Origin of the sequence: Nocardioides segetis (assembly GCF_051390595.1) — a bacterium.
Lineage (GTDB): Bacteria > Actinomycetota > Actinomycetes > Propionibacteriales > Nocardioidaceae > Nocardioides.
The window spans coordinates 407567-428967 of the sequence record NZ_JBNINR010000001.1; the positions used below are offsets into that span (position 1 = coordinate 407567).

At 72.6% G+C, this 21401-nt stretch carries 18 protein-coding genes; 15 read left to right on the top strand and 3 right to left on the bottom strand.

The features are described 5' to 3' along the window. Positions 1-99: 99 nt before the first annotated feature. The 15 genes from ACPZVR_RS01800 (at position 100) to ACPZVR_RS01870 (ending at position 16588) form a co-directional block, all read left to right on the top strand. Entirely contained in the window at positions 100-1851 is a 1752-nt protein-coding gene (locus ACPZVR_RS01800) for an Ig-like domain-containing protein (protein WP_436697852.1), read from the top strand. Positions 1852-1945: 94 nt separating this feature from the next. Further along, positions 1946-3244, top strand: a complete 1299-nt coding sequence (gene purD, locus ACPZVR_RS01805) for a phosphoribosylamine--glycine ligase (RefSeq protein WP_436697853.1) — start codon at positions 1946-1948, stop codon at positions 3242-3244. Further along, the gene (locus ACPZVR_RS01810; RefSeq protein WP_436697854.1) at positions 3237-3761 is read left to right on the top strand and encodes a GNAT family N-acetyltransferase; all 525 of its coding nucleotides are present in this window, start codon (positions 3237-3239) and stop codon (positions 3759-3761) included. The genes purD and ACPZVR_RS01810 overlap by 8 nt, the downstream gene beginning before the upstream one ends. A gap of 111 nt (positions 3762-3872) precedes the next feature. Then, the gene (locus ACPZVR_RS01815; protein ID WP_436697855.1) at positions 3873-4493 is read left to right on the top strand and encodes a hypothetical protein; all 621 of its coding nucleotides are present in this window, start codon (positions 3873-3875) and stop codon (positions 4491-4493) included. Next, positions 4486-4980 carry a GNAT family N-acetyltransferase gene (locus tag ACPZVR_RS01820; protein WP_436697856.1) on the top strand — a complete coding sequence of 165 codons (495 nt, stop codon included), beginning with the start codon at positions 4486-4488 and terminating at the stop codon, positions 4978-4980. Before ACPZVR_RS01815 ends, ACPZVR_RS01820 begins: the two co-directional genes overlap by 8 nt. Positions 4981-5260: 280 nt before the next feature. Next, entirely contained in the window at positions 5261-5827 is a 567-nt protein-coding gene (locus ACPZVR_RS01825) for a Uma2 family endonuclease (protein ID WP_436697857.1), read from the top strand. A gap of 17 nt (positions 5828-5844) precedes the next feature. Further along, the gene (gene purB, locus ACPZVR_RS01830; protein WP_436697858.1) at positions 5845-7293 is read left to right on the top strand and encodes an adenylosuccinate lyase; all 1449 of its coding nucleotides are present in this window, start codon (positions 5845-5847) and stop codon (positions 7291-7293) included. Continuing rightward, positions 7221-7697 (top strand): SRPBCC family protein, encoded by a 477-nt coding sequence (locus ACPZVR_RS01835; protein ID WP_436697859.1) that lies wholly within the window; start codon positions 7221-7223, stop codon positions 7695-7697. The genes purB and ACPZVR_RS01835 overlap by 73 nt, the downstream gene beginning before the upstream one ends. A 138-nt stretch (positions 7698-7835) precedes the next feature. Further along, positions 7836-8624, top strand: a complete 789-nt coding sequence (locus ACPZVR_RS01840) for an ABC transporter ATP-binding protein (RefSeq protein WP_436697860.1) — start codon at positions 7836-7838, stop codon at positions 8622-8624. Further along, positions 8621-9442, top strand: a complete 822-nt coding sequence (locus ACPZVR_RS01845) for an ABC transporter ATP-binding protein (RefSeq protein ID WP_436697861.1) — start codon at positions 8621-8623, stop codon at positions 9440-9442. Before ACPZVR_RS01840 ends, ACPZVR_RS01845 begins: the two co-directional genes overlap by 4 nt. Continuing rightward, entirely contained in the window at positions 9439-11280 is a 1842-nt protein-coding gene (locus ACPZVR_RS01850) for an AMP-dependent synthetase/ligase (protein WP_436697862.1), read from the top strand. Before ACPZVR_RS01845 ends, ACPZVR_RS01850 begins: the two co-directional genes overlap by 4 nt. Beyond that, positions 11277-12164 carry a branched-chain amino acid ABC transporter permease gene (locus tag ACPZVR_RS01855; RefSeq protein ID WP_436697863.1) on the top strand — a complete coding sequence of 296 codons (888 nt, stop codon included), beginning with the start codon at positions 11277-11279 and terminating at the stop codon, positions 12162-12164. The genes ACPZVR_RS01850 and ACPZVR_RS01855 overlap by 4 nt, the downstream gene beginning before the upstream one ends. Continuing rightward, positions 12161-13285: a branched-chain amino acid ABC transporter permease gene (locus ACPZVR_RS01860; protein WP_436697864.1), complete on the top strand. Its 1125-nt coding sequence runs from the start codon at positions 12161-12163 to the stop codon at positions 13283-13285. Before ACPZVR_RS01855 ends, ACPZVR_RS01860 begins: the two co-directional genes overlap by 4 nt. Positions 13286-13318: 33 nt before the next feature. Beyond that, positions 13319-14617: an ABC transporter substrate-binding protein gene (locus tag ACPZVR_RS01865; protein WP_436697865.1), complete on the top strand. Its 1299-nt coding sequence runs from the start codon at positions 13319-13321 to the stop codon at positions 14615-14617. Positions 14618-14725: 108 nt separating this feature from the next. Beyond that, positions 14726-16588, top strand: a complete 1863-nt coding sequence (locus tag ACPZVR_RS01870; RefSeq protein ID WP_436697866.1) for a carboxypeptidase-like regulatory domain-containing protein — start codon at positions 14726-14728, stop codon at positions 16586-16588. 16 nt (positions 16589-16604) lie between these two features. Here the strand turns inward: ACPZVR_RS01870 and ACPZVR_RS01875 are convergent, their stop codons facing one another. The 3 genes from ACPZVR_RS01875 to ACPZVR_RS01885 all read right to left on the bottom strand — a co-directional run bounded on the left by ACPZVR_RS01875 (position 16605) and on the right by ACPZVR_RS01885 (position 21332). Next, a complete protein-coding gene (locus ACPZVR_RS01875) occupies positions 16605-16922 on the bottom strand; it encodes an antibiotic biosynthesis monooxygenase family protein (RefSeq protein WP_436697867.1) in 318 nt (105 codons plus the stop codon). A 57-nt stretch (positions 16923-16979) separates the two neighbouring features. Then, positions 16980-18281 carry an HNH endonuclease signature motif containing protein gene (locus ACPZVR_RS01880; protein ID WP_436697868.1) on the bottom strand — a complete coding sequence of 434 codons (1302 nt, stop codon included), beginning with the start codon at positions 18279-18281 and terminating at the stop codon, positions 16980-16982. A 114-nt stretch (positions 18282-18395) separates the two neighbouring features. Continuing rightward, positions 18396-21332 (bottom strand): LPXTG cell wall anchor domain-containing protein, encoded by a 2937-nt coding sequence (locus ACPZVR_RS01885; protein WP_436697869.1) that lies wholly within the window; start codon positions 21330-21332, stop codon positions 18396-18398. Between the last annotated feature and the right edge of the window lie 69 nt (positions 21333-21401).

Consider the following 21401-nt stretch of genomic DNA (forward strand, 5'->3'; position numbering starts at 1 on the left):
CTGGTCGTTCGGACGTGTCGGCCGCGATGGTCATGTTTGTCTGGGGCGTCTCGGGACCGCCGGAAGCTCCCCGGCGGGAAGGACGAGAGAAAGAAGCGCATGCACAACTCAATTGCTCCACAAGCGGGTCGCCGGGCTGGGGTTCTGGTCAGTGCCCTCGCCCTGGCCGCGACGGGTGTCGCGCTGGCCGACGCTCCCGCGGCACACGCCGTCCAGGTAGCCCTGACGCCGTCGCAGATCGACACCTCCGCGACGCGTGCCAACGGTCACCACGAGTTTCTCGCCGATGGGGTGCGGGTCTGGACGACGGTGGGCGACGCGCAGGCGAAGGCGGCAGGGTACTTCGATGTCAACCTGCCGCTGGACGATGTCGGCGAGCCGAGCATGGACTGGGCGAACAACACGCCCGCACAGAACTACCGTCCCGGCCTGCAGCTCAAGACCGACTTCAACGGCGACGGTGACATCGACGGCATCCTGGTTGGTGAGCCGATCATGGCCGACGGCACCACCTTCTTGGGCAATCGCTGGTGGCTGGCCGGAGGTACGGACCGCAAGGCGAACGTGGAGAGCCCGGGCGTGACGCTCCCGGTCGACGGCACCCAGCCCTCGTACCGGCAGAACATCGCCACCCTCGACGACTGGCGCGCGGCCTTCCCCGACGCCGAGGTCGTCCAGGCAGGCTGGTCGCTCGGCTCCGGCGCCCTCGGCGACGGCGTCATCTACGGCATCACCGTGGGCGGCACGGAGCACCTGTTCACCGGAGACGAGCAGACCGTCACCCGGACCATCTATCCCAGCGATGTCGACCTCAGCCAGACCCGCGCCACCGGTCACCACGAGTTCCGGCTCACCTCGGGGGTGCGTGTGTGGACCGAGGGCGCCACCTCGACCGACAAGGCCGCCGGCTACTTCGCGGTCGGCATGCCGTTCGCCGAGATCGGCGAGCCGAGGATGGACTGGCGTGCCAACGCCGGGTCGACGGCCCGGCCGGGTCTGCAGCTCGTCGTCGACATCGACGGCAACGACTCCCCGGACGGGATCCTGGTCGGCGAGCCCATCTATCAGGACATCGCGGTCGCCACGAACTGGTGGCTCTCCGGCGGCTCGGCCACGCAGGCGTTCAAGGACCTTGCCCCGTCCGACGACGGCGGCAACGGGTCGTCGTGGAACGGCACGCTCGCCGAGTGGCGCGCAGCGCTGCCGGCGACCGCGCAGGTGCTGTCCAGCGGGTGGTCGCTCGGGTCCGGGGTCCAGGGCGACGGCGTGATCGAGTCGATCACGCTCGGCCGCACCTCCTATGTCTTCACCGGCAAGAACCGCGTCGCCGAGTCGGCGTTCGCCACCGTCGCGACGACGGCCGGCAGCACCGTGTCCTTCACTCTGCCGGCCACCGACCCGGACGGCGATGTGCTGACCTACCGGGTCGACAGAGGCACGGTCGCCGACAACAAGGTCACGGTCCAGGTCCCGGCCGACTTCGTGGGCGACCTCCCGGTGGGCTACACGGCCGACGACGGCAACGGAGGCATCTCCGACGGTGTCGTGACTCTCCAGGTCGGGAAGGCCTCGTCGAGCGCCACCCTGCGGATCAAGCCGGCCAAGGTGACCGCGAAGCAGAAGGTCAAGGTCGTCGTGCGGATCGTCTCCACCGGCGCGACCACCGGCGGCGCGGTCGTGGTCCGCTCCGGCGGTGATGTCGTCGGCAGCGGTACCGTGGTCGGCGGCAAGGTCAAGGTCAAGCTCGACCGGAAGCTGGCCGCGGGCAACCGCAAGCTCAAGGTCGCCTACGCCGGCACCGCCGCCACCCTTCCCGTCCAGGCGAAGGTCGTGGTGAAGGTCGCCCGTTGACCGGCCACCACCACGAGGCCCCCGGCGCCGCGCCGGGGGCCTCGTGCCGTCCGGGCGTCGGCCGGTGGCGGACGCTCATCTAGGCTGGGCGTCCGTGAAGACCCTCGTGATCGGCACCGGCGGCCGCGAGCACGCCCTCGCTCTCGCCCTGTCCCGCGACCCCGGGGTGAGCGAGGTGCACGCCGCGCCGGGCAACCCGGGCATCGGCGCCTTCGCGACCCTGCACGACGTCGACCCGATGGACGGTACGGCGGTCGCGGACCTCGCGACGCACATCGGCGCCGACCTCGTCGTCGTCGGTCCGGAGGCGCCGCTCGTCGCGGGTGTCGCCGATGCGGTCCGCGAGGCCGGCGTCGCCGTCTTCGGCCCGTCGCGGGCGGCGGCGATGCTCGAGGGGTCCAAGGCCTTCTCGAAGGAGGTCATGGCCGCCGGGGGCGTGCCGACCGCGGGCTCGCGCACGTGCAGCACCGCGGAGGAGGTGGCGGCCGCGCTCGACGAGTTCGGGGCGCCGTACGTCGTCAAGGACGACGCCCTCGCCGCGGGCAAGGGTGTCGTGGTGACCCGGGACCGGGCCGAGGCGCTCGCCCACGCGGCCGGCTGCGGACGGGTCGTGGTCGAGGAGTTCCTCGACGGCCCGGAGGTCTCGCTGTTCGCGGTGTGCGACGGCACGACCGCCCACCCGCTCCAGCCGGCGCAGGACTTCAAGCGGATCTTCGACGGCGGTCGCGGCCCCAACACCGGTGGCATGGGCTCCTACTCGCCGCTGCCGTGGGCACCCGCCGACCTCGCGGCCACCGTGATGGCGACCGTCGTGCAGCCCACGCTCGACGAGATGGCGCGCCGCGGGACGCCGTTCGTCGGCTGCCTCTACGTCGGCCTGGCGCTGACAGCGGCCGGCCCCCGCGTCATCGAGTTCAACTGCCGGTTCGGCGATCCCGACGTGCAGCCGGTGCTGGCGCTGCTGGAGTCGCCGCTCGGCGAGCTGCTCCGTGCCGCGGCCGAGGGCCGGCTCGCGGACGTCGCGGCGCCCCGGTTCCGCGACGCCGCCTCGGTCACCGTGGTGCTCGCCTCGGCCGGCTATCCCGCCTCGTCGTCGAAGGGCGACGTCATCACCGGTGTCGGGCGCGCCGACGGCGTCAGCGACGTCGACGTCATCCACGCCGGGACGGCGATCGTGGCCGCGCCCGAGCAGGGCGACCCCGGACACCGGCACCTGGTGACCGCGGGGGGCCGGGTCCTGGCCGTGCGCGCCGTCGGGTACGACGTCGCCGACGCCCGGGCCCGTGCGTACGCCGCCGCCGACCTCATCGCCTTCCCCGGGATGCAGCGGCGCTCCGACATCGCGGCGGAGCCGCTCGGCGTGGTCGAGGGCGCCTCCCTGGCCGATGGCTGAGTCGTCCGTCCCCGGCGACCGGGCGGCCGCCGTCCGCGAGGCGACGGACGCCGACCTCGATGCGGTCGCCGCGATCTACGCCCGCGAGGTCCGGCACGGTCACGCCACCTTCGACACCGAGCCGCCGCCCCGCTCGTACTGGGAGCGCAAGCTCGCCTCGGCGCACCCGGGCGACCACTTCCTCGTCGCTGCCGCCGACGGCGCGGTCCTCGGGTTCGCCTACTCCGGCCCCTTCCGCGACCGCGGCGCCTACGACCGCACCCGCGAGGTGACGGTCTATCTCGACCCGGCCGCGACCGGGCGCGGCCTCGGACGTGCGCTGTACGGCGAGCTCCTGCCGCGCCTGGAGGCGGCGGGGATGCGCACCGCCCTAGCCTGCATCGCCCTGCCCAACGACGCGAGCGAGGGCCTGCACCAGGCGTGCGGGTTCGAGCGGCAGGGAGTGCTGCGGGAGGTCGGCCGCAAGTTCGACCGCTGGATCGACATCGTCTGGTGGCAGCGGATGCTGGGCGCCTGACCGGCGCAGTGGAGCGCCGCGACCCGCGCGGACCTGCCTGACCTGCCTGACCTGCCTGAACTGCCTGACCTGCGTGCGGGGTGCACCGGTGCTCGGTGGCAGAGTGGCGCCATGGCCGAGTCCGCCGAACAGGTCCACGCCCGGGTGAGTGCCGTTGCCGGCGAGGACGGTCGCGTCCCGCTGCCGTCCGTCGTCGCCTGGGACGCCTTCCCGTGGGAGGTCGTCGACGGCGCGCTGGCGGCCAAGCCGCTAGCCCCACCGGCCCCCGAGGAGCCGCGCGAGGGCAAGGGCGGCGTGGACTGCGCGGCCTGCACCGACGTGTCCCGTGGGGTGATCTGGGCCAACGACCGGTGGCGCCTGCGTCACCTGTCCGAGCGCAGCGGACTGCCACTGGTGCTCATCCTGGAGCCGTCGGCCCACCTCGACCTCCCGGATCTCGACGACGCGATGGCTGCCGAGCACGGTGTGCTCGCGGTCCGGATCGCCCGGATCGTCGAGGGACTGCCGAACATCGCGCGCTGTCACGTGCAGCGCATCGGCGACGGCGCCGAGCACCTGCACACCTGGTTCATGGCGCGCACCGCCCGGCTGTCGTCGATCCGCGGCTCCTTCGCCGTCGACTGGGACGACATCCTGCCGCCGGGTCCGGAGGACGTGTGGCGCCGCGACCTGGCCACGGTTGCCGAGCAGCTGGCGGCGTACGACGGCCGTGCGGTGCCGCTCGATGACTGATCATCGTCCCGCCGGGGTGGGGACCGAGCGCCTCGAACTGGTCCTCTGGGACGAGCCGACGGTGAGCGCGATCCGTGCCGGCGCGCGGCTGCCCGGCTGGCACGACGACTTCCCGCACGAGGACGACCGCGGCGCCGCGACCCTGTGGCGTGACGGCGATCCGTGGGGTCCGCGGTCGATCGTGTCGCGCAAGCAGCGTCTCGTGATCGGCTCGATCGGCTTCTTCGGACCGCCCGAGCCGGCGGCCGACGACGTGCCCGAGGTCGAGGTGGGCTACGGGCTGGTCGCCGCCGCCCGCGGCTACGGCCTGGCCACGGAGGCGCTGTCGGCCCTGCTCGCCCGCGCCGACGCTGCGGGCGTCCGGGTCCGGGCCTCGATCGCGCCCGACAACGCCGCCAGTCTGCGGGTCGCCGCCAAGACCGGATTCACCGGCATCCGGGGCAGCACCGAGGACGGCGAGCTGGTCCTGGTGCGTCCGCTGCGTTGACCCGACGTCTTCCCCTTGACGCCGACGAGGAGCGACCTACGAGCGCCTCACCGTCGACCTGATGGTCGGCGATGTCCTCCCGGTCCTGGAGCGGCACGGCGTCCGGGTCGAGTGGAACCGCGAGCTCGGCACCGGATCCTGCTCGACGACGTCGACACGGTGGTCCTCGTCTGAGCCGGTGCGCACCTCTGCTCCGGTGATGCCTGTGGAGGGCGGGAGCAGGCTCCGCTGATCCGTGCTGGTCTTTCCCCGGGCCCGACGACGAGCCAGAATGGAGGGGATGGATGTGTCAGTGGCGGCCGTGGAGGAGACCGACGGGCTCCGGCGCGTCTCCATGTCCTACGAGGAATGGCTCGCGCTCCCACAGCAGCCCAAGGTCGAGTGGGTCGACGGCGAGGCCGTGTTCCACGTGACCGGGTCACCCGACCACCAGGACGCCGCGGCGAACCTGCTGATCCTCCTGCGGCAGTCGCTCACCGGCGTCAAGGTCTATCCCGAGGTGGCCGTGCGGCTGCCGCGCAACCGGATCCGGATCCCGGACCTGCTCGTGACCGAGCGCCGGCCGGAGGGGCACCACGTCACCGAGCCGCCGATCCTGGTGGTCGAGGTGCTCTCGCCCAGTACCCGCAACGAGGACCTGTTCCGCAAGTCGCTGGAGTACGTCGCCGGCGGTGTCGGGCAGTACTGGATCGTCGACCGCAGGCTGCACAGCATCGACGTGCTGGGCAACGAGGACGGCGAGTGGAGCGTGCTCCTGCACCTCGACGAGGAGACCCCGGCCGGCGAGGTGAGCGTGGGCACGCACGGCGTCGTCCCGCTCGACCTGGCGACGATCCTCGGCGGCTGAGCCGTTCGCCGGTGGACATGGGAGAATCAGCACCCGTGACCGCGCCGACCGCCGTACCCAATGTCTTGGCCACCCGCTACGCCGCCGCCGACCTGACCGCGATCTGGTCACCGGAGCACAAGATCGTGCTCGAGCGGCAGCTGTGGATCGCCGTCCTCAAGGCGCAGAAGGACCTCGGGATCGACGTCCCCGACGGCGTGGTCGAGGCCTACGAGAAGGTCGTCGAGGACGTCGACCTGGCGAGCATCGCCGACCGGGAGCGGGTCACCCGCCACGACGTGAAGGCGCGGATCGAGGAGTTCGCGGCGCTCGCCGGGCACGAGCACATCCACAAGGGGATGACCAGCCGCGACCTCACCGAGAACGTCGAGCAGCTGCAGGTCAAGCAGTCCCTCGCGCTGCTCCGGGACCGTGCCGTCGCCACGCTCGCCCGGCTCGGCCGCCTGGCCGCCGAGCACGAGGCCACCGTGATGGCCGGCCGCAGCCACAACGTCGCCGCGCAGGCGACCACCCTCGGCAAGCGGTTCGCGACCGTCGCCGACGAGCTGATGATCGCCGTGGAGCGGATCGAGGACCTCCTCGCCCGCTACCCGCTGCGCGGCATCAAGGGCCCGATGGGCACCGCGCAGGACATGCTCGACCTGCTCGGCGGCGACGCGGACAAGCTCGCCGACCTCGAGCAGCGGGTCGCGCGCCACCTCGGCTTCGACCGGGTCCTCACCAGCGTCGGGCAGGTCTACCCGCGCTCCCTCGACTTCGACGTGCTCTCTGCGCTGGTCCAGCTGACCGCGGCGCCGTCCAACCTCGCCACCACCATCCGCCTGATGGCCGGCAACGAGATCGTGACCGAGGGATTCAAGGAGGGCCAGGTCGGCTCGTCGGCGATGCCGCACAAGATGAACACCCGCTCCTGCGAGCGGGTCAACGGCCTCGCGGTCGTCACCCGCGGCTACCTCTCCATGGTCGGCGAGCTCGCCGGCGACCAGTGGAACGAGGGCGACGTCTCCTGCTCCGTCGTACGACGCGTCGCCCTGCCCGACGCCTTCTTCGCCGTCGACGGGCTCTTCCAGACCTTCCTCACGGTGCTCGACGAGTTCGGCGCCTTCCCCGCGGTGATCCAGCGCGAGCTCGACCGCTACCTGCCCTATCTCGCGACCACCAAGGTGCTGATGGCGGCCGTGCGCAACGGTGTCGGGCGGGAGAGCGCGCACGAGGCGATCAAGGAGGCCGCGGTCGGCACCGCGCTGGCCATGCGCCAGGGCCAGGCCGAGAACGACGTCTTCGCCAAGCTCGCCGCCGACGAGCGTCTCGGGCTCACCGAGAGCCAGCTGCAGTCGCTCGTCGCCGAGCCGATCACCTTCACCGGTGCCGCGGTCGCGCAGACCCAGGAGGTGTGCCGCCGGGTCGCCGCCGTCGTCGCCGCGCACCCCGGCGCCGCCGACTACCGCCCCGGCGCGATCCTCTGAGCTCCGCGGCGCGCACCGTCGTCCCGTTCCCGGTGTCCGCGGAGCGGGCGTTCGACCACCTCGCCGACCCCCGCCACCGGCCCGGCTGGCAGTCGTCGCTGCGCGCGGTCGCCGACGTGCGTCCCGACGGCCTCGCCTGGACGGACGTCACCGTGGTGCCCGGTGTCCGGCCGCGGATGCGCACGACGGTGTCCGAGCGACCGCGCCGCTGGGCGGAGGAGGGGGAGTGGGGACCCTTCCGGGCGCGCCTGGAGCTCGCCTTCGCCGCGGATCCGGCCGATCCGGCGCGCTGCCGGGTCGGCGCCGAGTTCGCCGTGCGCGGGCTGGGCCTGGGCCGGGTGCTGACCCGCGCCGCCCGGCGCGCGGTGGCCGCCGACCTGCGCCGCGCTGCGCGACTCCTGTGACCCGGCTGACCCGTCCCGCTGCCTGCGACCGTCGGTAACATTCCGGACCTACCAGCGGGTAACCACTGTCCAAGGTACGACAGGTGCCGTTACATTCCTCCGAACTTGTGATGTCGATCACAGTCGGAGGGGGCGCGGGTGCTCGCTGTGCAGAACCTCGAGGTGGTGTACGACGACGTCGTGCTCGCTCTGCGCGGCGTGAGCCTCGGAGTCCCGGACGGGCGCATCGTCGCGCTCCTCGGGGCCAACGGCGGCGGCAAGTCGACGCTGCTGCGCTCGCTGTCCGGGCTGCTCGACGTCCACGACGGCGAGATCCGCAAGGGCACGGTGACGCTCGACGGTGACCGCGTCGGCCACCTCGGGCCCTCGGCCCTGGCCCGGCGCGGGATCAAGCACGTCCTCGAGGGCCGCCGGGTCTTCAAGGAGCTCAGCGCCGAGGAGAACCTCCGGGTCGGCGCGTACGCCGACCGGCGCAACCTGAAGGCCAACCTGGAGCGGGTCTACGGGCTGTTCCCGGTGCTGCGCGAGCGCCGTGACGGACAGGCCGGCCTGCTGTCCGGCGGCGAGCAGCAGATGCTCGCGATCGGCCGGGCGCTGATGTCGGATCCCCGCTACCTGCTGCTCGACGAGCCGTCGCTGGGCCTCGCGCCCAAGGTCGTCGAGCAGATCCGCGACATCGTCGTCGAGATCAACGGCCAGGGGACCGGGATCCTGCTCGTCGAGCAGAACGCCACGATGGCACTGGAGATCGCCCACCACGGCTACGTCCTGGAGAACGGCCGGGTCGTCATGGACCGGCCGGCCGCCGAGCTGCGCGAGGACGCCGACGTCCGTGAGTTCTACCTCGGTCTCGGTGCCGACGGCGAGGCTGCCTCCTCGTTCCGCAACGTCAAGCACTACCGGCGCCGCAAGCGGTGGGCGTCATGAGCGCCCCCGGTGGCACCGTCCTCGAGTTCGAGGACGTCCACCTGTCCTTCGGCGCGGTCAAGGCCGTCAACGGTGTCAGCTTCACCGTGGGCGAGGACGAGCTGTTCGCGGTGATCGGGCCCAACGGCGCGGGGAAGACGAGCATCTTCAACGTCCTCTCGGGTGTCTACCGGCCGCAGCGGGGCCGGGTGGCGCTCCACGGCACGTCACTGCTGGGGATGCGGCCGCCGGCGATCGCCCGGCTGGGCATGGCCCGCACGTTCCAGAACATCGAGCTGTTCGCCAACCTCACGGTGCTCGACAACCTGATGCTCGGTCGGCACCAGCACATCGGCTACGGCACCTTCGCCGCCCTCGCCTGGGTCGGGCGGGCCCGCAACGAGGAGCTGCGGCACCGGCGCCGGGTGGAGGAGATCGTCGACTTCCTCGAGCTGGAGCAGTGGCGCAAGCTGCCCGTCGGCCTGCTGCCGTACGGCGTGCAGAAGCGGGTCGAGCTCGGCCGGGCGCTGGCGATGGAGCCGCGGCTGCTGCTGCTCGACGAGCCGGTCGCCGGCATGAACCTCGAGGAGACCGAGGACATGGCCCGCTACGTCCTCGACATCCGCGACGAGCTGAAGATCCCGATGATCATGGTCGAGCACGACATGGGCCTGGTCATGGACATCGCGGACCGGGTGCTGGTCGTCGACTTCGGCACCCCGGTCGCCACCGGCACTCCGGCGCAGGTGCAGCGCGATCCCGACGTGATCCGGGCCTACCTCGGCGGAGCGGCCGAGGTCGCCGTCGACGCCGCGGCCGGCGAGGAGACCTCGGCATGACCACCCGCACCGTGGTGACCCGCATCCGCGACCGGGCCCGGGCGACGCCCGGTGGCGTGGCCATGCGCGAGAAGCGGCTCGGCATCTGGCGCGAGATCACCTGGGCCGACTACTGGGACACCGTGGTCGACGTCGGCCACGCGCTCCTCGCGCTCGGCGTGCGGCCGGGCGACCGGGTCTCGGTGCAGAGCGAGAACCGGCCGGAGTGGCTCTTCCTCGACATGGCGACCGTGGCCGTCCGCGCCATCACCGTGGGGCTCTACCCGACCAACCCGACCGCGGAGACGGCGTACCTGCTCTCCCACAGCGGCGCCTGCCTCCATCTCGCCGAGGACCAGGAGCAGGTCGACAAGGCCCTCGGCGTCGAGGACGTCCCGCAGCTGCGCCGGATCGTGTACGTCGAGCCGCGCGGCCTCTCGCCGTACGACGACCCGCGGCTGATGACCTGGACCCGGCTGCTGGAGCTCGGCCGTGAGCACCGCGCCGCCAACCCGGGCGCGGTCGACGCGCTCGTCGACGCGGCCGAGCCCGACGACGTCATGACGCTCGTCTACACCTCCGGCACGACGGGTCCGCCGAAGGGAGCGATGCTCACCATCGGCAATGCCGAGTTCGCCCTCGAGACCGTGCTCGAGCGCAGCCCGTTCGCCGACCCGCCGCCGGGTCCGCGTGACCTGACGCTGTCGTACCTCCCGCTGTGCCACGTCGCGGAGCGGGTGCTGACGACCTGGTACAACGCCGGCGCGGGCACCCAGGTCAACTTCGCCGAGTCGATCGAGACCGTGCCCCAGAACCTGCGCGAGGTGCAGCCGTCGCTGTTCTTCGCGGTCCCGCGGATCTGGGAGAAGCTGCTCGCGACCACCCGGATCAAGCTCGACTCCGCGACCTGGGCCAAGCGCCGGTACGCCGCCTTCTGGCTGCGGCGCGCGGAGCGGCTCGGCGCCCGGCTGGCGGCGACCGGCGGGCGGCACACGATCGGCACCCGGCTGGCGTACGCCGTCGGCTGGGTGCTGTTCTACCGTGCGCTGCGCGACCGGCTCGGCCTGCGCCGGGTGCGGCACGCGAGCAGCGGGGCGGCGCCGATCGCCCCGGAGGTGCTGCAGTTCTTCATGGGCATCGGCGTGCCGATGCACGAGCTCTACGGCATGACCGAGAACACCGCGATCGCGACGGCGAACCGGCCGGGGCGGGTCCGGCTCGGGACGGTCGGCGAGATCCACGAGGGGACGGAGGTGCGCCTCGACGCGGAGACCGGCGAGATCCTCACCCGGCACGCCGCGGTCTTCGCCGGGTACTGGCAGGACCCGGCGGCCACCGAGCGCACCATCAGCGTCGACGGCTGGCTGCACACCGGCGACGTGGGGGAGTGGGTCGACGGCACGCACCTGCGGATCACCGACCGGATGAAGGACATCATCATCACCGCCGGCGGCAAGAACGTCGCGCCGTCGGAGATCGAGAACGCCCTCAAGGCCTCGCCGTTCGTCAAGGAGGCGGTCGTCCTCGGCGACGGCCGCAAGTACCTCACCGCGCTGATCGGCATCGAGCTCGACACCGTCGGCGCCTGGGCTCAGCAGCAGCGACTGGCGTTCACGACGTACCGCGACCTGGCGGAGAAGCCGGAGGTCCGGGCGTTGGTGCAGGGCATCGTCGACGACGTCAACAGCCGGCACAACCCGGTCGAGCAGATCAAGCACTTCCGGATGCTGCCCAAGGAGCTGGACCACGAGGACGGCGAGCTCACCGCGACCCAGAAGGTCAAGCGATCGGCGATCGACGCCATGTTCCACGACCTCGTCGAGGAGATGTACGTCGCGGGACGGGAGGGGGCGGCATGACCCAGTTCCTGGGCGCGGTCGCGGGCGGCGTGGGTCTCGGGTCGATCTACGCCCTGCTGGCGCTGGGCTTCGTGATCATCTACAAGTCGATGCGCGTGATCAGCTTCGCCCAGCCCGCCTTCATGCTGGCCGGCGCGGTGCTGGTGTCCTACCTCTCGCCGTCGATCGGGTTCGTGGCAGCGGTCGTGGTCGGGGCGATCGCGATCGCCGGGGTCGCGCTCGTCGTGGAGCGGGTCGCGATCCGGCCGATGGTCGGCAAGGCCGTCTTCGTGATCGCCATCATCACCATCGGCATCGACATCGTCGTGCGGGTCGTCGCCGGTGCCTTCATCGGCCGGGACCCCCGTCAGGTCGGCGATCCGTGGGGCATCGACGCCTGGGAGATCGGCGGCGTCTACATCGCGCACCGTCACATCGCGGCCTTCGTCGTGACGACCGTGCTGGTGCTGGCGCTGTTCGCCTTCTTCCGCTGGACGCCGATCGGCCTGGCCATGCGCGCCTCGGCGCTGGACCAGGAGGCGGCGATGGCCCAGGGCGTCAGCGTGGGCGCGGTGTTCGCGGTGTCCTGGGCGCTCGCCGGCGGACTGGCCGCCGTCGCGGGCGTGTTCGCCGCCAGCGGCCGGACGATGGACCAGAACCTGTGGCACATCGCGCTCGCCGCCCTGCCGGTGATCATCCTCGGCGGGCTCGACTCGCTCGGCGGCGCGGTGCTCGGCGGGCTGCTGATCGGGGTGGCGCAACAGGTCGTGGCGTCGTACCACCGCCAGTGGTTCCCCGGACTCGACACCAACATCGGCTCGATCACGCCCTACCTCGTGATGCTGGTGGTGCTGCTCGTCCGGCCCTACGGCCTGTTCGGCACGAGGGAGGTCGAACGGGTATGAGCATCGGGACTCCGTGGGGGCGGCCGGAGCTCTACACGGCCTACAAGCAGGACATGGCGCTGCTCAACACGCGCGCCAAGATGGTCGGCGTCGCGGCGATCCTGGTCGTCGCGGCACTCCTCCCGCTCCTGGTCGCCGACGACCTCCTCGTCATCCTCGGCGGCGGGCTGGTCCTCGCCATCGGCGCGCTCGGGCTGAACCTGGTCACCGGGTACGCCGGCCAGGTCTCGCTCGGCCACGCGTTCTTCGTCGGGGTCGGTGCCTACACCGCGGCCGTGATGGCGGGGGACCCGGACGGCCGCTACCTCGGCCTCGGCATCGACGCCATGCCGCTGTGGCTGCTCGGCGCCGGTCTGGTCGCGGCCGCGTGCGGCGCCCTCGTCGCGCCCCTGGCGACCCGGCTGCGCGGGCTCTACCTGGCGATCGTCACGCTCGGGCTGGTGTTCATCGGCCAGTACTTCTTCTTCGAGTGGGACGAGATGAGCGGCGGCGCGCAGGTCGGCCGCGAGGCCGCGAAGCCCGCTCTGCTCGGCATCGAGTTCACGGTCGACAACGGCTTCAAGGGCGGCTGGACGGAGGAGCAGAAGCTCTACTGGCTGTTCCTGGCGATCCTGGTGATCGCCGCCGTCGCGGCCCGCAACATCGCGCGCTCGCGTATCGGGCGGGCGTTCGCGGCGATCCGCGACCGCGACGTGGCCGCCGGCGTGATGGGGGTCAACCTCACCCGCTACAAGGTCATCGCGTTCACCCTGTCGTCGTTCTACGCCGGGGTCGCCGGCTCGCTGCTGTACGCGGGGACCGGGCACTTCACGCCCGAGTCGTTCAGCCTGCTCATGTCGGTGCAGTTCATCGCGATCGTCCTCATCGGCGGCGTCGCGACGGTCTCCGGGACGATCATGGGCGCGATGCTGATCGCGCTGCTGCCCCGGATCGCCAGCGAGCTCCCGGCGTTCGTGCCCTTCCTGTCCGACTCGGCCAGCGAGCACCCCAACATCTTCGAGTTCGAGCAGGTCATGTACGGCGTGCTCATCGTCGTGTTCCTGCTGTTCGAGCCCCGTGGCCTGTTCGGGATCTGGCACCGGATCCGCACCTATTGGAAGAGCTTCCCCTTCTCGTACTGAGCCGGGGACCGCACCAGAAACCCAGGAGGAACCGTGAATCGTAGGTCGAGAAGGCTGGGCGTCCTCGCCAGCGCGCTGACCCTGTCCGTGGCCGTCACGGGTTGCGGTCGTGACGACGGCGGCGACGGGGACGGCGGGGGTGGCGCGGCGCCGGGCGTCACCGACGAGGCGTGTCCCGAGGCGGTCGACGACGCCAAGGGCTGCATCTATCTGGGGACGATCACCGACCTGACGGGCGTCTTCAAGGGCGTCGGTGAGCCGTTCACCGCGGGCCAGAAGGCGTTCTGGGAGGGCGTCAACGCCGACGGCGGCATCGGCGACTACGAGGTCAACGTGACCGAGTACGTCAAGGACAGCGGCTACGACCCGGAGAAGCACGCGGAGCTGTTCAACGAGATCAAGGACGACATCCTCGCGGTGGGCCAGTCGCTGGGCACCGCGCACACCAACGCGATCCTCGAGGACGCCACCAGCGAGTCGATCCTGCTCGGGCCCGCCTCGCTGGGGTCGAACTGGATCTTCGACGACACCTCCATCGAGGTCGGCTCGAGCTACTGCACGGAGGCGATGAACATCGTCGACTACGCCGCCGACGAGGGCGCGACGTCGGTCGCCGTCGTGCACTTCCCCGGCGACTACGGCGACGACGCCATGGTGGGTGCCCGGATCGCCGCCGAGGAGCGGGGCCTGGAGTTCACCGACATCACGACCGGCACGGTCGACGGCGGCGACGACCAGTCGGCGGCGGTGGGCGCGGTCCTCAAGGCGCAGCCGGACTTCGTGGTCATCGCGACCAGCCCGAAGGAGATGGCCGCGGTCGTCGGCGGCACCGCGCAGCAGGGCTTCAAGGGCCGCTTCGTGGGCTCGATCCCCAGCTGGAACGCCGCCGTGCTCGCCTCCCCGGCGGGCCCCGCGATCGAGGCGATGTACATGCAGGCGTCGTCGTTCCCGACCTGGGACGCCGACACCCCGGGCATGGAGAAGATGCGGGCGGCGGCCGGTGGCACCGCGCCGAACGACTGGTTCTCGATCGGCTACAGCAGCGGCTACGTCATGAAGGCGATCCTCGAGAAGGCGATCGAGGACGACAAGCTCGACCGTGAGGGCATGGTCGACGTGGCGAACAGCCTGACCGGCATCGAGAGCGAGGGCACCCTGCCCGAGGGCACGGCCAACTGGGCCGGCGACCCCAACGAGGACGCCGTCCGGGTCACCCAGCTCAACAAGGTCGACCAGGCGTCGTCGTCGAAGGTCTCCGTGGCCGTCGACCCGTTCACGGGCGCGACCGCGGAGGGCTACGAGTTCACCGAGCCCTGCTACCTGATGAAGTAGCCGGACGAGACGGCCGGACGAGACGGCCGGACGAGACGGCCGGACGAGACGGCCGGACGAGATCGGCGGCCCGCCGTTCCCCCGGGGACGGCGGGCCGTTGTACCTGCGTGCCCCCTCTCCGACTCCTCCGCCCGCTCGTCGCGCTGGTCCTGGTCCTCGGCTGTCTCGGCGGACTCGGCGTGGCCGGGCCGCCCGCGGCCGCGGCCGCCGGTGTCATCACCGGTCACGTGACCGACGGCGAGGGGGACCCGATCGCCGGGGCGTCGCTCACCCTCTACACACGGACGGGCACGCTCTGGATCCAGGCGGGCACGACGTCGACCGACGCCACCGGCCGCTACGACACCTCCGCGCTCTCCCTCGCCGCGACCGACTATCGGCTCCGGTTCAGCGCGAGCGGCTACGCCACGGAGTGGTACGACGACGCGCGGGTGCCGCGCAGGGCGACGACCCTCGCGCTGTCCTCCGCGGACGTCGTCGTGGACGCCCAGCTCACCCCGGCCGTCGCCGTCTCCGGCGTCGTGAGCGACGACGCGGGGGTGCCGGTCCTCGGCGCGCGCGTCGAGGTGCTGCAGAACGCGGGAGGCGGCTTCTGGGACGTGGTCGCCGAGACGACGACCGGTGTCGGCGGCTACGCGGTCGCGGTGGCACCCGGCACCTATCGGGTCAGGGCGGAGGGCAACGCCCTCCCCGTGGGCGGCGGACAGGAGACCTACGGCTACGGCACAGGGTCGTACGACGGCGGCGACCTCGTCGTACCGGTCGGCGGCGCCACCGGCATCGACATCCGGTTCGCGCCGCTGTCCCATGTCTCCGGTGTGGTCACCGATCTCGGGAACCGCCCGATCGGCGGCATCACGGTCTCCGCGTCCGGGTCGTGCGGCGACGACTGCGTGACCCCGGTCGCCAGCGCGAGGACGGCCGCCGACGGGTCCTACCGCCTGCGCGCCGTCCCGGGCAGCTACACGATCCTCTTCGACGACCAGGACGGCGGGGCATGGTTCGCGCAGCGGTGGGACGACGGGACGCCGGTCCCCGTCGACGCCGCCGGCGTCGACGACGTCAGCCCGCAGCTCGCGGCCGCGCGCACCATCACCGGCCGGGTCACCGTCGACGGCGTGGCCCGGGGCTTCGCCCGGGTGTCCTGGCGCGACGCATCGGTCGCGGTGTCCGAGCCGTGGACCGAGGACGACTGGACGTTCAGCAGACTGGACGGCAGCTACACCCTGACCGTTCCGGAGGGCTCCTATCTGGTCCGGTTCCGCGACCCGGCGCTCCACCGGTGCGAGTTCTACGCGGGTGCCGGGACGCCGGAGGGCGCGACGCCGATCGAGGTCGGGAGCCAGAACCGTGCCGGCATCGACGCCAATCTCACCTCCGCGGACGCGGGGGAGTGCACGGGCGCAGACCCGGGGCGCAGCATCGCGAACGTCCAGCCGCCGGTGATCACCGGCACGCCCGAGGTCGGCCGAACCCTCACCGTCACCCCCGGCGTGTGGGAGCCCGGTGACGCCGAGGTCCAGTCCTACGTGTGGTCGGCCGGTGACGCGATCGTGGCGACCGGACCCTCCCCGACGTACGTCGTCCGGCCGGGCGACGCGGGCCGCAGCATCGTCGTCCAGGAGGTCGTGACCGCCGCGGGCTTCGCCGAGCCCGGCTTCGCCGAGTCCGCGCCGCGCGGGCCGGTGAAGGACCCGGCGGCGTGCGCGGCGGCCGCGAACGCGCTGGCCGGGGCGAGCGCGGCGGCGACGGCCGCCGCGACGGTGGTCGACGCGGCGAGCGTCAAGGCGGCCACGATGGCCAAGAAGCTCAAGAAGCTGAAGAAGGCGGGCGCCGCGAAGGCCAAGATCGCCAAGGCGAGGAAGCGCGCGAAGGCGGCCCGGAAGGCGCTCGCGGCCGTGCGGTCCGACCAGGCGGCGGCGACCGCAGCGGTCACTGCCGCCCAGGCCGCGGTGCCCGCCGGCTGTTGACCGGGACCGGGATCGCTCAGGCGGGCTTGACGTCCAGCACGACCTCGAACTCCAACAGGTCCGCGCCGGTCGACACCGGCTTGCGCGGGGCCTCGCCGGCCGGCGTCGCGTGGGCCGCGCGCGCGTCCCCGTCCCGCCAGGCCGCGAAGGACTCCTCGTCGGCCCACTGGGTCACGACGAAGTAGCGCTCCTCCCCGGCGGTGGGCCGCAGGAGCTGGAAGCCGAGGAAGCCCGGCGCACCCTCGACCGCCCCGGCGCGTGCGGCGAACCGCTTCTCCAGCTCGGGGCCGGCCTGGGGCGGGACCTGGATGGCGTTGATCTTGACGACGGACATGGGTTCCTCCGGGGCGGTGGGCTGGTGTGAGCCTATCCAGCCCCGGTGTCCGTCGACCTACGTGCGTCGGTGGAAGCGGATGTCGCCGTTGGGGAGGCGGGTGTGGGTGTAGCGGTGGTCGTGGATGCGCTGATGGTGGTGGCCGCACAGGGTCACGGCGAGGTCGAGATCGGTGGCCCCGCCGCTGGACCAGGGATCCAGGTGGTGCAGGTGGCACCAGCGGGCGGGGATGGTGCATCCCGCGGCACGGCAGACGTGGTCGCGGAGTCGGATCGCCACGCGCTGGGCGGGCTGGAACAACCGGGCCGACCGACCGAGGTCGAGTACGCGTGCGTGGCCGTCGAGGACCACCGGGATGATGCGGGCCTGGCAGGCCAGGCGTCGTGCCTCGCTCGCGGAGATCGTCTCCTCTCCCTCGCCCGTGAGCAGGCCGGCGGTGGCGAGGTCCGTGCGGAGCTGGTCGAGGCTGATGGTCACCGTGACAGTGGTCGCGTCGCCGCCGTGCTCAGGGAGGCGGTCGGGGTCGAGGAGCTCGAGCAGGTCCATGAAGGCCCAGGCCCGGCGGCGGTGGAACGGCGAGCGCGCCAGGTCCGGGTTCAGGTCGGGTTTCGCGTCCTCGGTCGGGCCGGTGTCGATGTCGTCGGTACCGCTGGTGTCGGAGGTGCGGCGGGCGGGATTGGTGTGGGCGTCGAGATAGCCCTTGAGTCGCTCGACCGTGCTGGTCGGGAGCACTCCGGACATCCGGGAGCGTCCGTCGCCGAGGTTGCGGAATTTCAGGGAGGCCCGTTCGCGGGCGGCGGCTTCCTCGGCTTCTATTCGCTTGGCCTCTTCTTCCTCGGCGATCTCCGGCGCGAGCACGTCGAGGATCCGTCGGCCGAGTCGCCGCAGGTCTGCGGGACCGAACTCGCCGGCATAGTCGACCAGCCGAGCCTCGGCATCGGCGCGCAGGTCGGCCCCGAGTCGATCGGGCAGGTCATCGACGGCTGCCGCGATCACTCGGGCCTGTGCCGCGTTGACGCCACCGGCTCGCATGCCGGCCGCCAGCAGCGGCCGGTCCTGCAAGGCGCCGGCGAGTCGTCGATCGGCGCTCGCGGCCGCCGGGTCGAGGTGGGTGGCGTGTGCCAGCCAGGCTCCGGCGTCACGGGCACCGTGCTTGTCCGCGACATCTCCTGCCTCGGCGAGACAGCGCAGCCGAAGCTCGTCGACCTGCGCCGCCAGTCGGGCCGACTCGACCAGCAGTCGCTCCTTCTCCCCGACCGAGAGGTACAACGGCTGCAGGTCGGCCACCCGACCCAGCACCGCACGCGCGTCGGCCACCGCGGCCAGCAACGGCTGCTCAACGAGTGGTGCGACGGTCATCGTGCGGCCTTTCCGAGAGCGCGACGTACGTCGATCCTATCAGATGAGTCGAACATATGTTCGATTCATGGGCCGCCTGTGGAAAGCTCTTTCGTGGCCGGTCTTGCGGTCCTCTCAGCGGGCGTGTCGCCGGCGGGACGTGCCCACGACTGCGAGGCCGGCGAGGAGGAGCAGCGCGGCGACGAGTCCGTGCCACCAGGTCACCTCGGATCCGGTGGCGGGCAGGGCGCCGGCGTCCCCGGCGCCGGCGCCCTGCCCGCCGGCCCCGGTCCCGGGCCCGGAGCCGGTCCCGCCGGGTCCGCCCTTGCCGCTGCCTCCCTTGCCGCCGGCCCCGCCCGTCCCGTCGTCGCCGGGGGTGCCGCCACCCGGGCTCCCCGCGCCCGGACCGGTCGTCCCGGGGCCGGGTGTGCCCGGCGCGGTGACGGTCAGGGTGGCCGTCCCGGTGACGGTGTCGCCGGGCGCGGCGAACGCGGCGCCCGGTCCGTCCGAGGCGAGCCGCTGCAGCAGGGGAGGTGCGGGCACGACGTACGAACCGGTGACGGTCAGCTCGCCGGCCCGGCCGGACCCGCACGCGTTGGCGGCGCAGGTGCCGGGCTCGGACACGGTGAAGGTCGTCGCCTCGGTGAGATCGCCCACCTCGTTGCCGAAGGCGTCGAGGCCCGTGGTCGTGAACGTCTGGGTCTCGCCGGTCCGGATGGACGCGGTGCCGGGCGAGACGACGACCTCGTCGACCGGCCCCGGGACGACCCGGAGCTGCGCATCGGCCGTCTTGCCGTCGTAGGTGCCGGTGACCGGGTACGTCGCCGCGACGGTGCTGGTGCAGCGGCCGGTCGTGCAGGTGGCTCCCGCAGCGGCGACGAGGTCGGTCTCGTCGGTGACGTCGGCGACCACGTTGTCGTAGGCGTCGTACGCGGTCGTCGTGAGCTCGGCCGACTCTCCGGCGGGGACGGTGACGCTGGCCGGGTCGATGCCGATCCGGTCGACCGGGCCCGGGACCACGGTCAGGACGCCGGCGAAGAGCCAGGCGGTCTCCTCGTCGACCTCCATCCCGTTGACCGACTTGATCGCGATCAGGTAGGCGCCCGCCTTCGTCGAGCCGCAGACCTGGCCGGTGCACGTCACGCCGGCGCTGCCCCGCAGTTCGAGGCGGCCGAACGTGGCGGAGACCTCGACCAGGTTCCCGTAGCGATCCATGAGGCCCGGGAGGAAGGTCTGCGTCTCACCCGCGCTGATCACGGCGTTCGCCGGCGCGAGGCCGCTGAACACGCCGGAGCCGTCGCTGACGACGACCATCGTGGTGGTCGCCGTCAGCTCGCCGAACCGGGCGGTGACGGCGTGCTCGCCGACGACGGTCGACGTGCAGGTGTCGGCGCTGCAGGTGAGGCGGCGCTCGCCGTAGATGCCGTTGCGCCAGGTGCCCGCCCCCTCGATGGTGAGCGTGGCGTCGTCGGTGACGGTGCCGAGCGGCTCGCCGCCGGGGCCGTAGGCGCGTACGACGAACGTGCCCGGCTCGCCCGCCAGGACGCTCGGCGCGGTCGGCGCGACCTCGATCCGGGCGATGCCCTGCGTCGGCCGGGTGTCGGCGTGGACCCGCAGCGTCGCCGCCGCCGACCGGCCGTCGTGGTGGGCGGTGACGACGTAGGTGCCCGGGGTGGCGGACGTGCAGGCGCCCGCGGCGCAGGTGCCGGGCGCCTCGATCGTGTAGGTCGCCCCCTCCGCCGGGATGCGGTTGCCGTGGGCGTCGACGAGTGCCGCCTGGAAGGCGTGCGTCGTGCCGGCCGTGACGGCGGCCTCGGCGGGGTCGAGGACGAGCCCGACGGGTGCGGCCGGCACGACCTCGACCTCGGCGTCGGCGGTCAGCGTGGAGCCGGCGACGGTGACCAGGATGCGGTACCTGCCCACGTCGGTGAACGTGCACGTCGCGGCGGGACACTCGCGTTCGGCGGTCAGGTCCGGCACGCCGTTCCCGTTCACGGGCCAGGCCCGGACCGTGGCCCGGTCGGTGACGTCGACGTCGTGGCCGCTGGTCGTCAGCCCCTGGACGACCAGCGGCACCGGCGCTCCGGCAGCGACGGTCGTCATCCGCGGGTCGACGGAGATCCCGGCGAGGGCGTCGTCGCCGGGCTCCCCGACCAGGGTGGAGGTGGCCGTCCGGGTCGGGTCGCTGCGCAGGTTCGCCGTGATGGTGTAGGTGCCCGGCGCGGTCGGCCAGCATCGGATGCTGGCGGTCTCGGTCGTGCAGTACAGCCCGGGGTCGGGCGTGAAGTCGACCTCGTCGGCGTCGTCGACGCGGTTGCCGTACTGGTCGGCGAGCTTCGCCTCGAAGACCCGGTTGCCGCCCACGCCGACGGTGGCGGTCGCGGGCCGGAGGATGATCCCGGTGGGCTCGCCGGGTGCGACCCGCAATCGGTTGAAGGCGGTGAAGCCACCCCAGGTCGCCTTGAGCGGGAAGAGCCCGCTGCTCGTCGACAGGCACGAGCCCGCGGCACACGAGCCGGCGTCGCCCACGAACTCCACGACGGCCTCGTCGGTCACGTCGGTCAGCGCCATCCCCTGGGCGCCGATGGTCCACACCTCGTACCCCACCGCGACACCGGCCCGTGTGGTGCCCGAGCGCGGATCCACCACGATCCCGGTGGGAGTCGCCGCCGCGTCCGCGGTCTGCTCAGGTTGCCCGGTCTGCTCGGGCTGCTCGGGCTGTCCCGCGTGCTCGGCAGGCTCGGCCGGTCCCGCCGGATCGTCACCGGGCCCGGTCGGGGAGGCGGGGCCCCGCCCGCCTTCCGGCGTCGACTCGGTCTCCGTCAGCTCGCTCTCCGGCGGCTCGCTCTCTGTCCGCTCGTTCTCGGGAGTCGGCTCGCTCTCCGGGGTCGGCTCGGGCTCCGCCGTGGCGCCGGCGCCGGCCTCGGTCCCGGAGGCGGCGTCGGTGGTCGCGGCGGCGGTGCCGTCCGGGGACGCGGGGTCGTCGGCCGCGGCGGGCGCGATGCCCGTCAGCAGGAGCAGGGTGGCCGCGCCGAGGGCGAGGGCCACGGCCGGGCGACGGCGTGCGCGCATGGGGAGGACTCCGATCGGGGGATCCCGCAGGCCGGTCACGCTGCGGGCGACTCCACCGAACGCCGCCCC

Excerpts from the sequence above, each read along its gene's own strand:
- ACPZVR_RS01820 (WP_436697856.1), top strand. The coding sequence starts at position 4,486 with ATGACTGATCATCGTCCCGCCGGGGTGGGGACCGAGCGCCTCGAACTG.
- ACPZVR_RS01855 (WP_436697863.1), top strand. The coding sequence starts at position 11,277 with ATGACCCAGTTCCTGGGCGCGGTCGCGGGCGGCGTGGGTCTCGGGTCG.
- ACPZVR_RS01880 (WP_436697868.1), bottom strand. The coding sequence starts at position 18,281 with ATGACCGTCGCACCACTCGTTGAGCAGCCGTTGCTGGCCGCGGTGGCC.
- ACPZVR_RS01885 (WP_436697869.1), bottom strand. The coding sequence starts at position 21,332 with ATGCGCGCACGCCGTCGCCCGGCCGTGGCCCTCGCCCTCGGCGCGGCC.
- ACPZVR_RS01815 (WP_436697855.1), top strand. The coding sequence starts at position 3,873 with ATGGCCGAGTCCGCCGAACAGGTCCACGCCCGGGTGAGTGCCGTTGCC.
- ACPZVR_RS01845 (WP_436697861.1), top strand. The coding sequence starts at position 8,621 with ATGAGCGCCCCCGGTGGCACCGTCCTCGAGTTCGAGGACGTCCACCTG.
- purB (WP_436697858.1), top strand. The coding sequence starts at position 5,845 with ATGGGAGAATCAGCACCCGTGACCGCGCCGACCGCCGTACCCAATGTC.
- ACPZVR_RS01850 (WP_436697862.1), top strand. The coding sequence starts at position 9,439 with ATGACCACCCGCACCGTGGTGACCCGCATCCGCGACCGGGCCCGGGCG.
- ACPZVR_RS01800 (WP_436697852.1), top strand. The coding sequence starts at position 100 with ATGCACAACTCAATTGCTCCACAAGCGGGTCGCCGGGCTGGGGTTCTG.
- ACPZVR_RS01810 (WP_436697854.1), top strand. The coding sequence starts at position 3,237 with ATGGCTGAGTCGTCCGTCCCCGGCGACCGGGCGGCCGCCGTCCGCGAG.
- ACPZVR_RS01825 (WP_436697857.1), top strand. The coding sequence starts at position 5,261 with ATGGATGTGTCAGTGGCGGCCGTGGAGGAGACCGACGGGCTCCGGCGC.
- ACPZVR_RS01875 (WP_436697867.1), bottom strand. The coding sequence starts at position 16,922 with ATGTCCGTCGTCAAGATCAACGCCATCCAGGTCCCGCCCCAGGCCGGC.
- ACPZVR_RS01860 (WP_436697864.1), top strand. The coding sequence starts at position 12,161 with ATGAGCATCGGGACTCCGTGGGGGCGGCCGGAGCTCTACACGGCCTAC.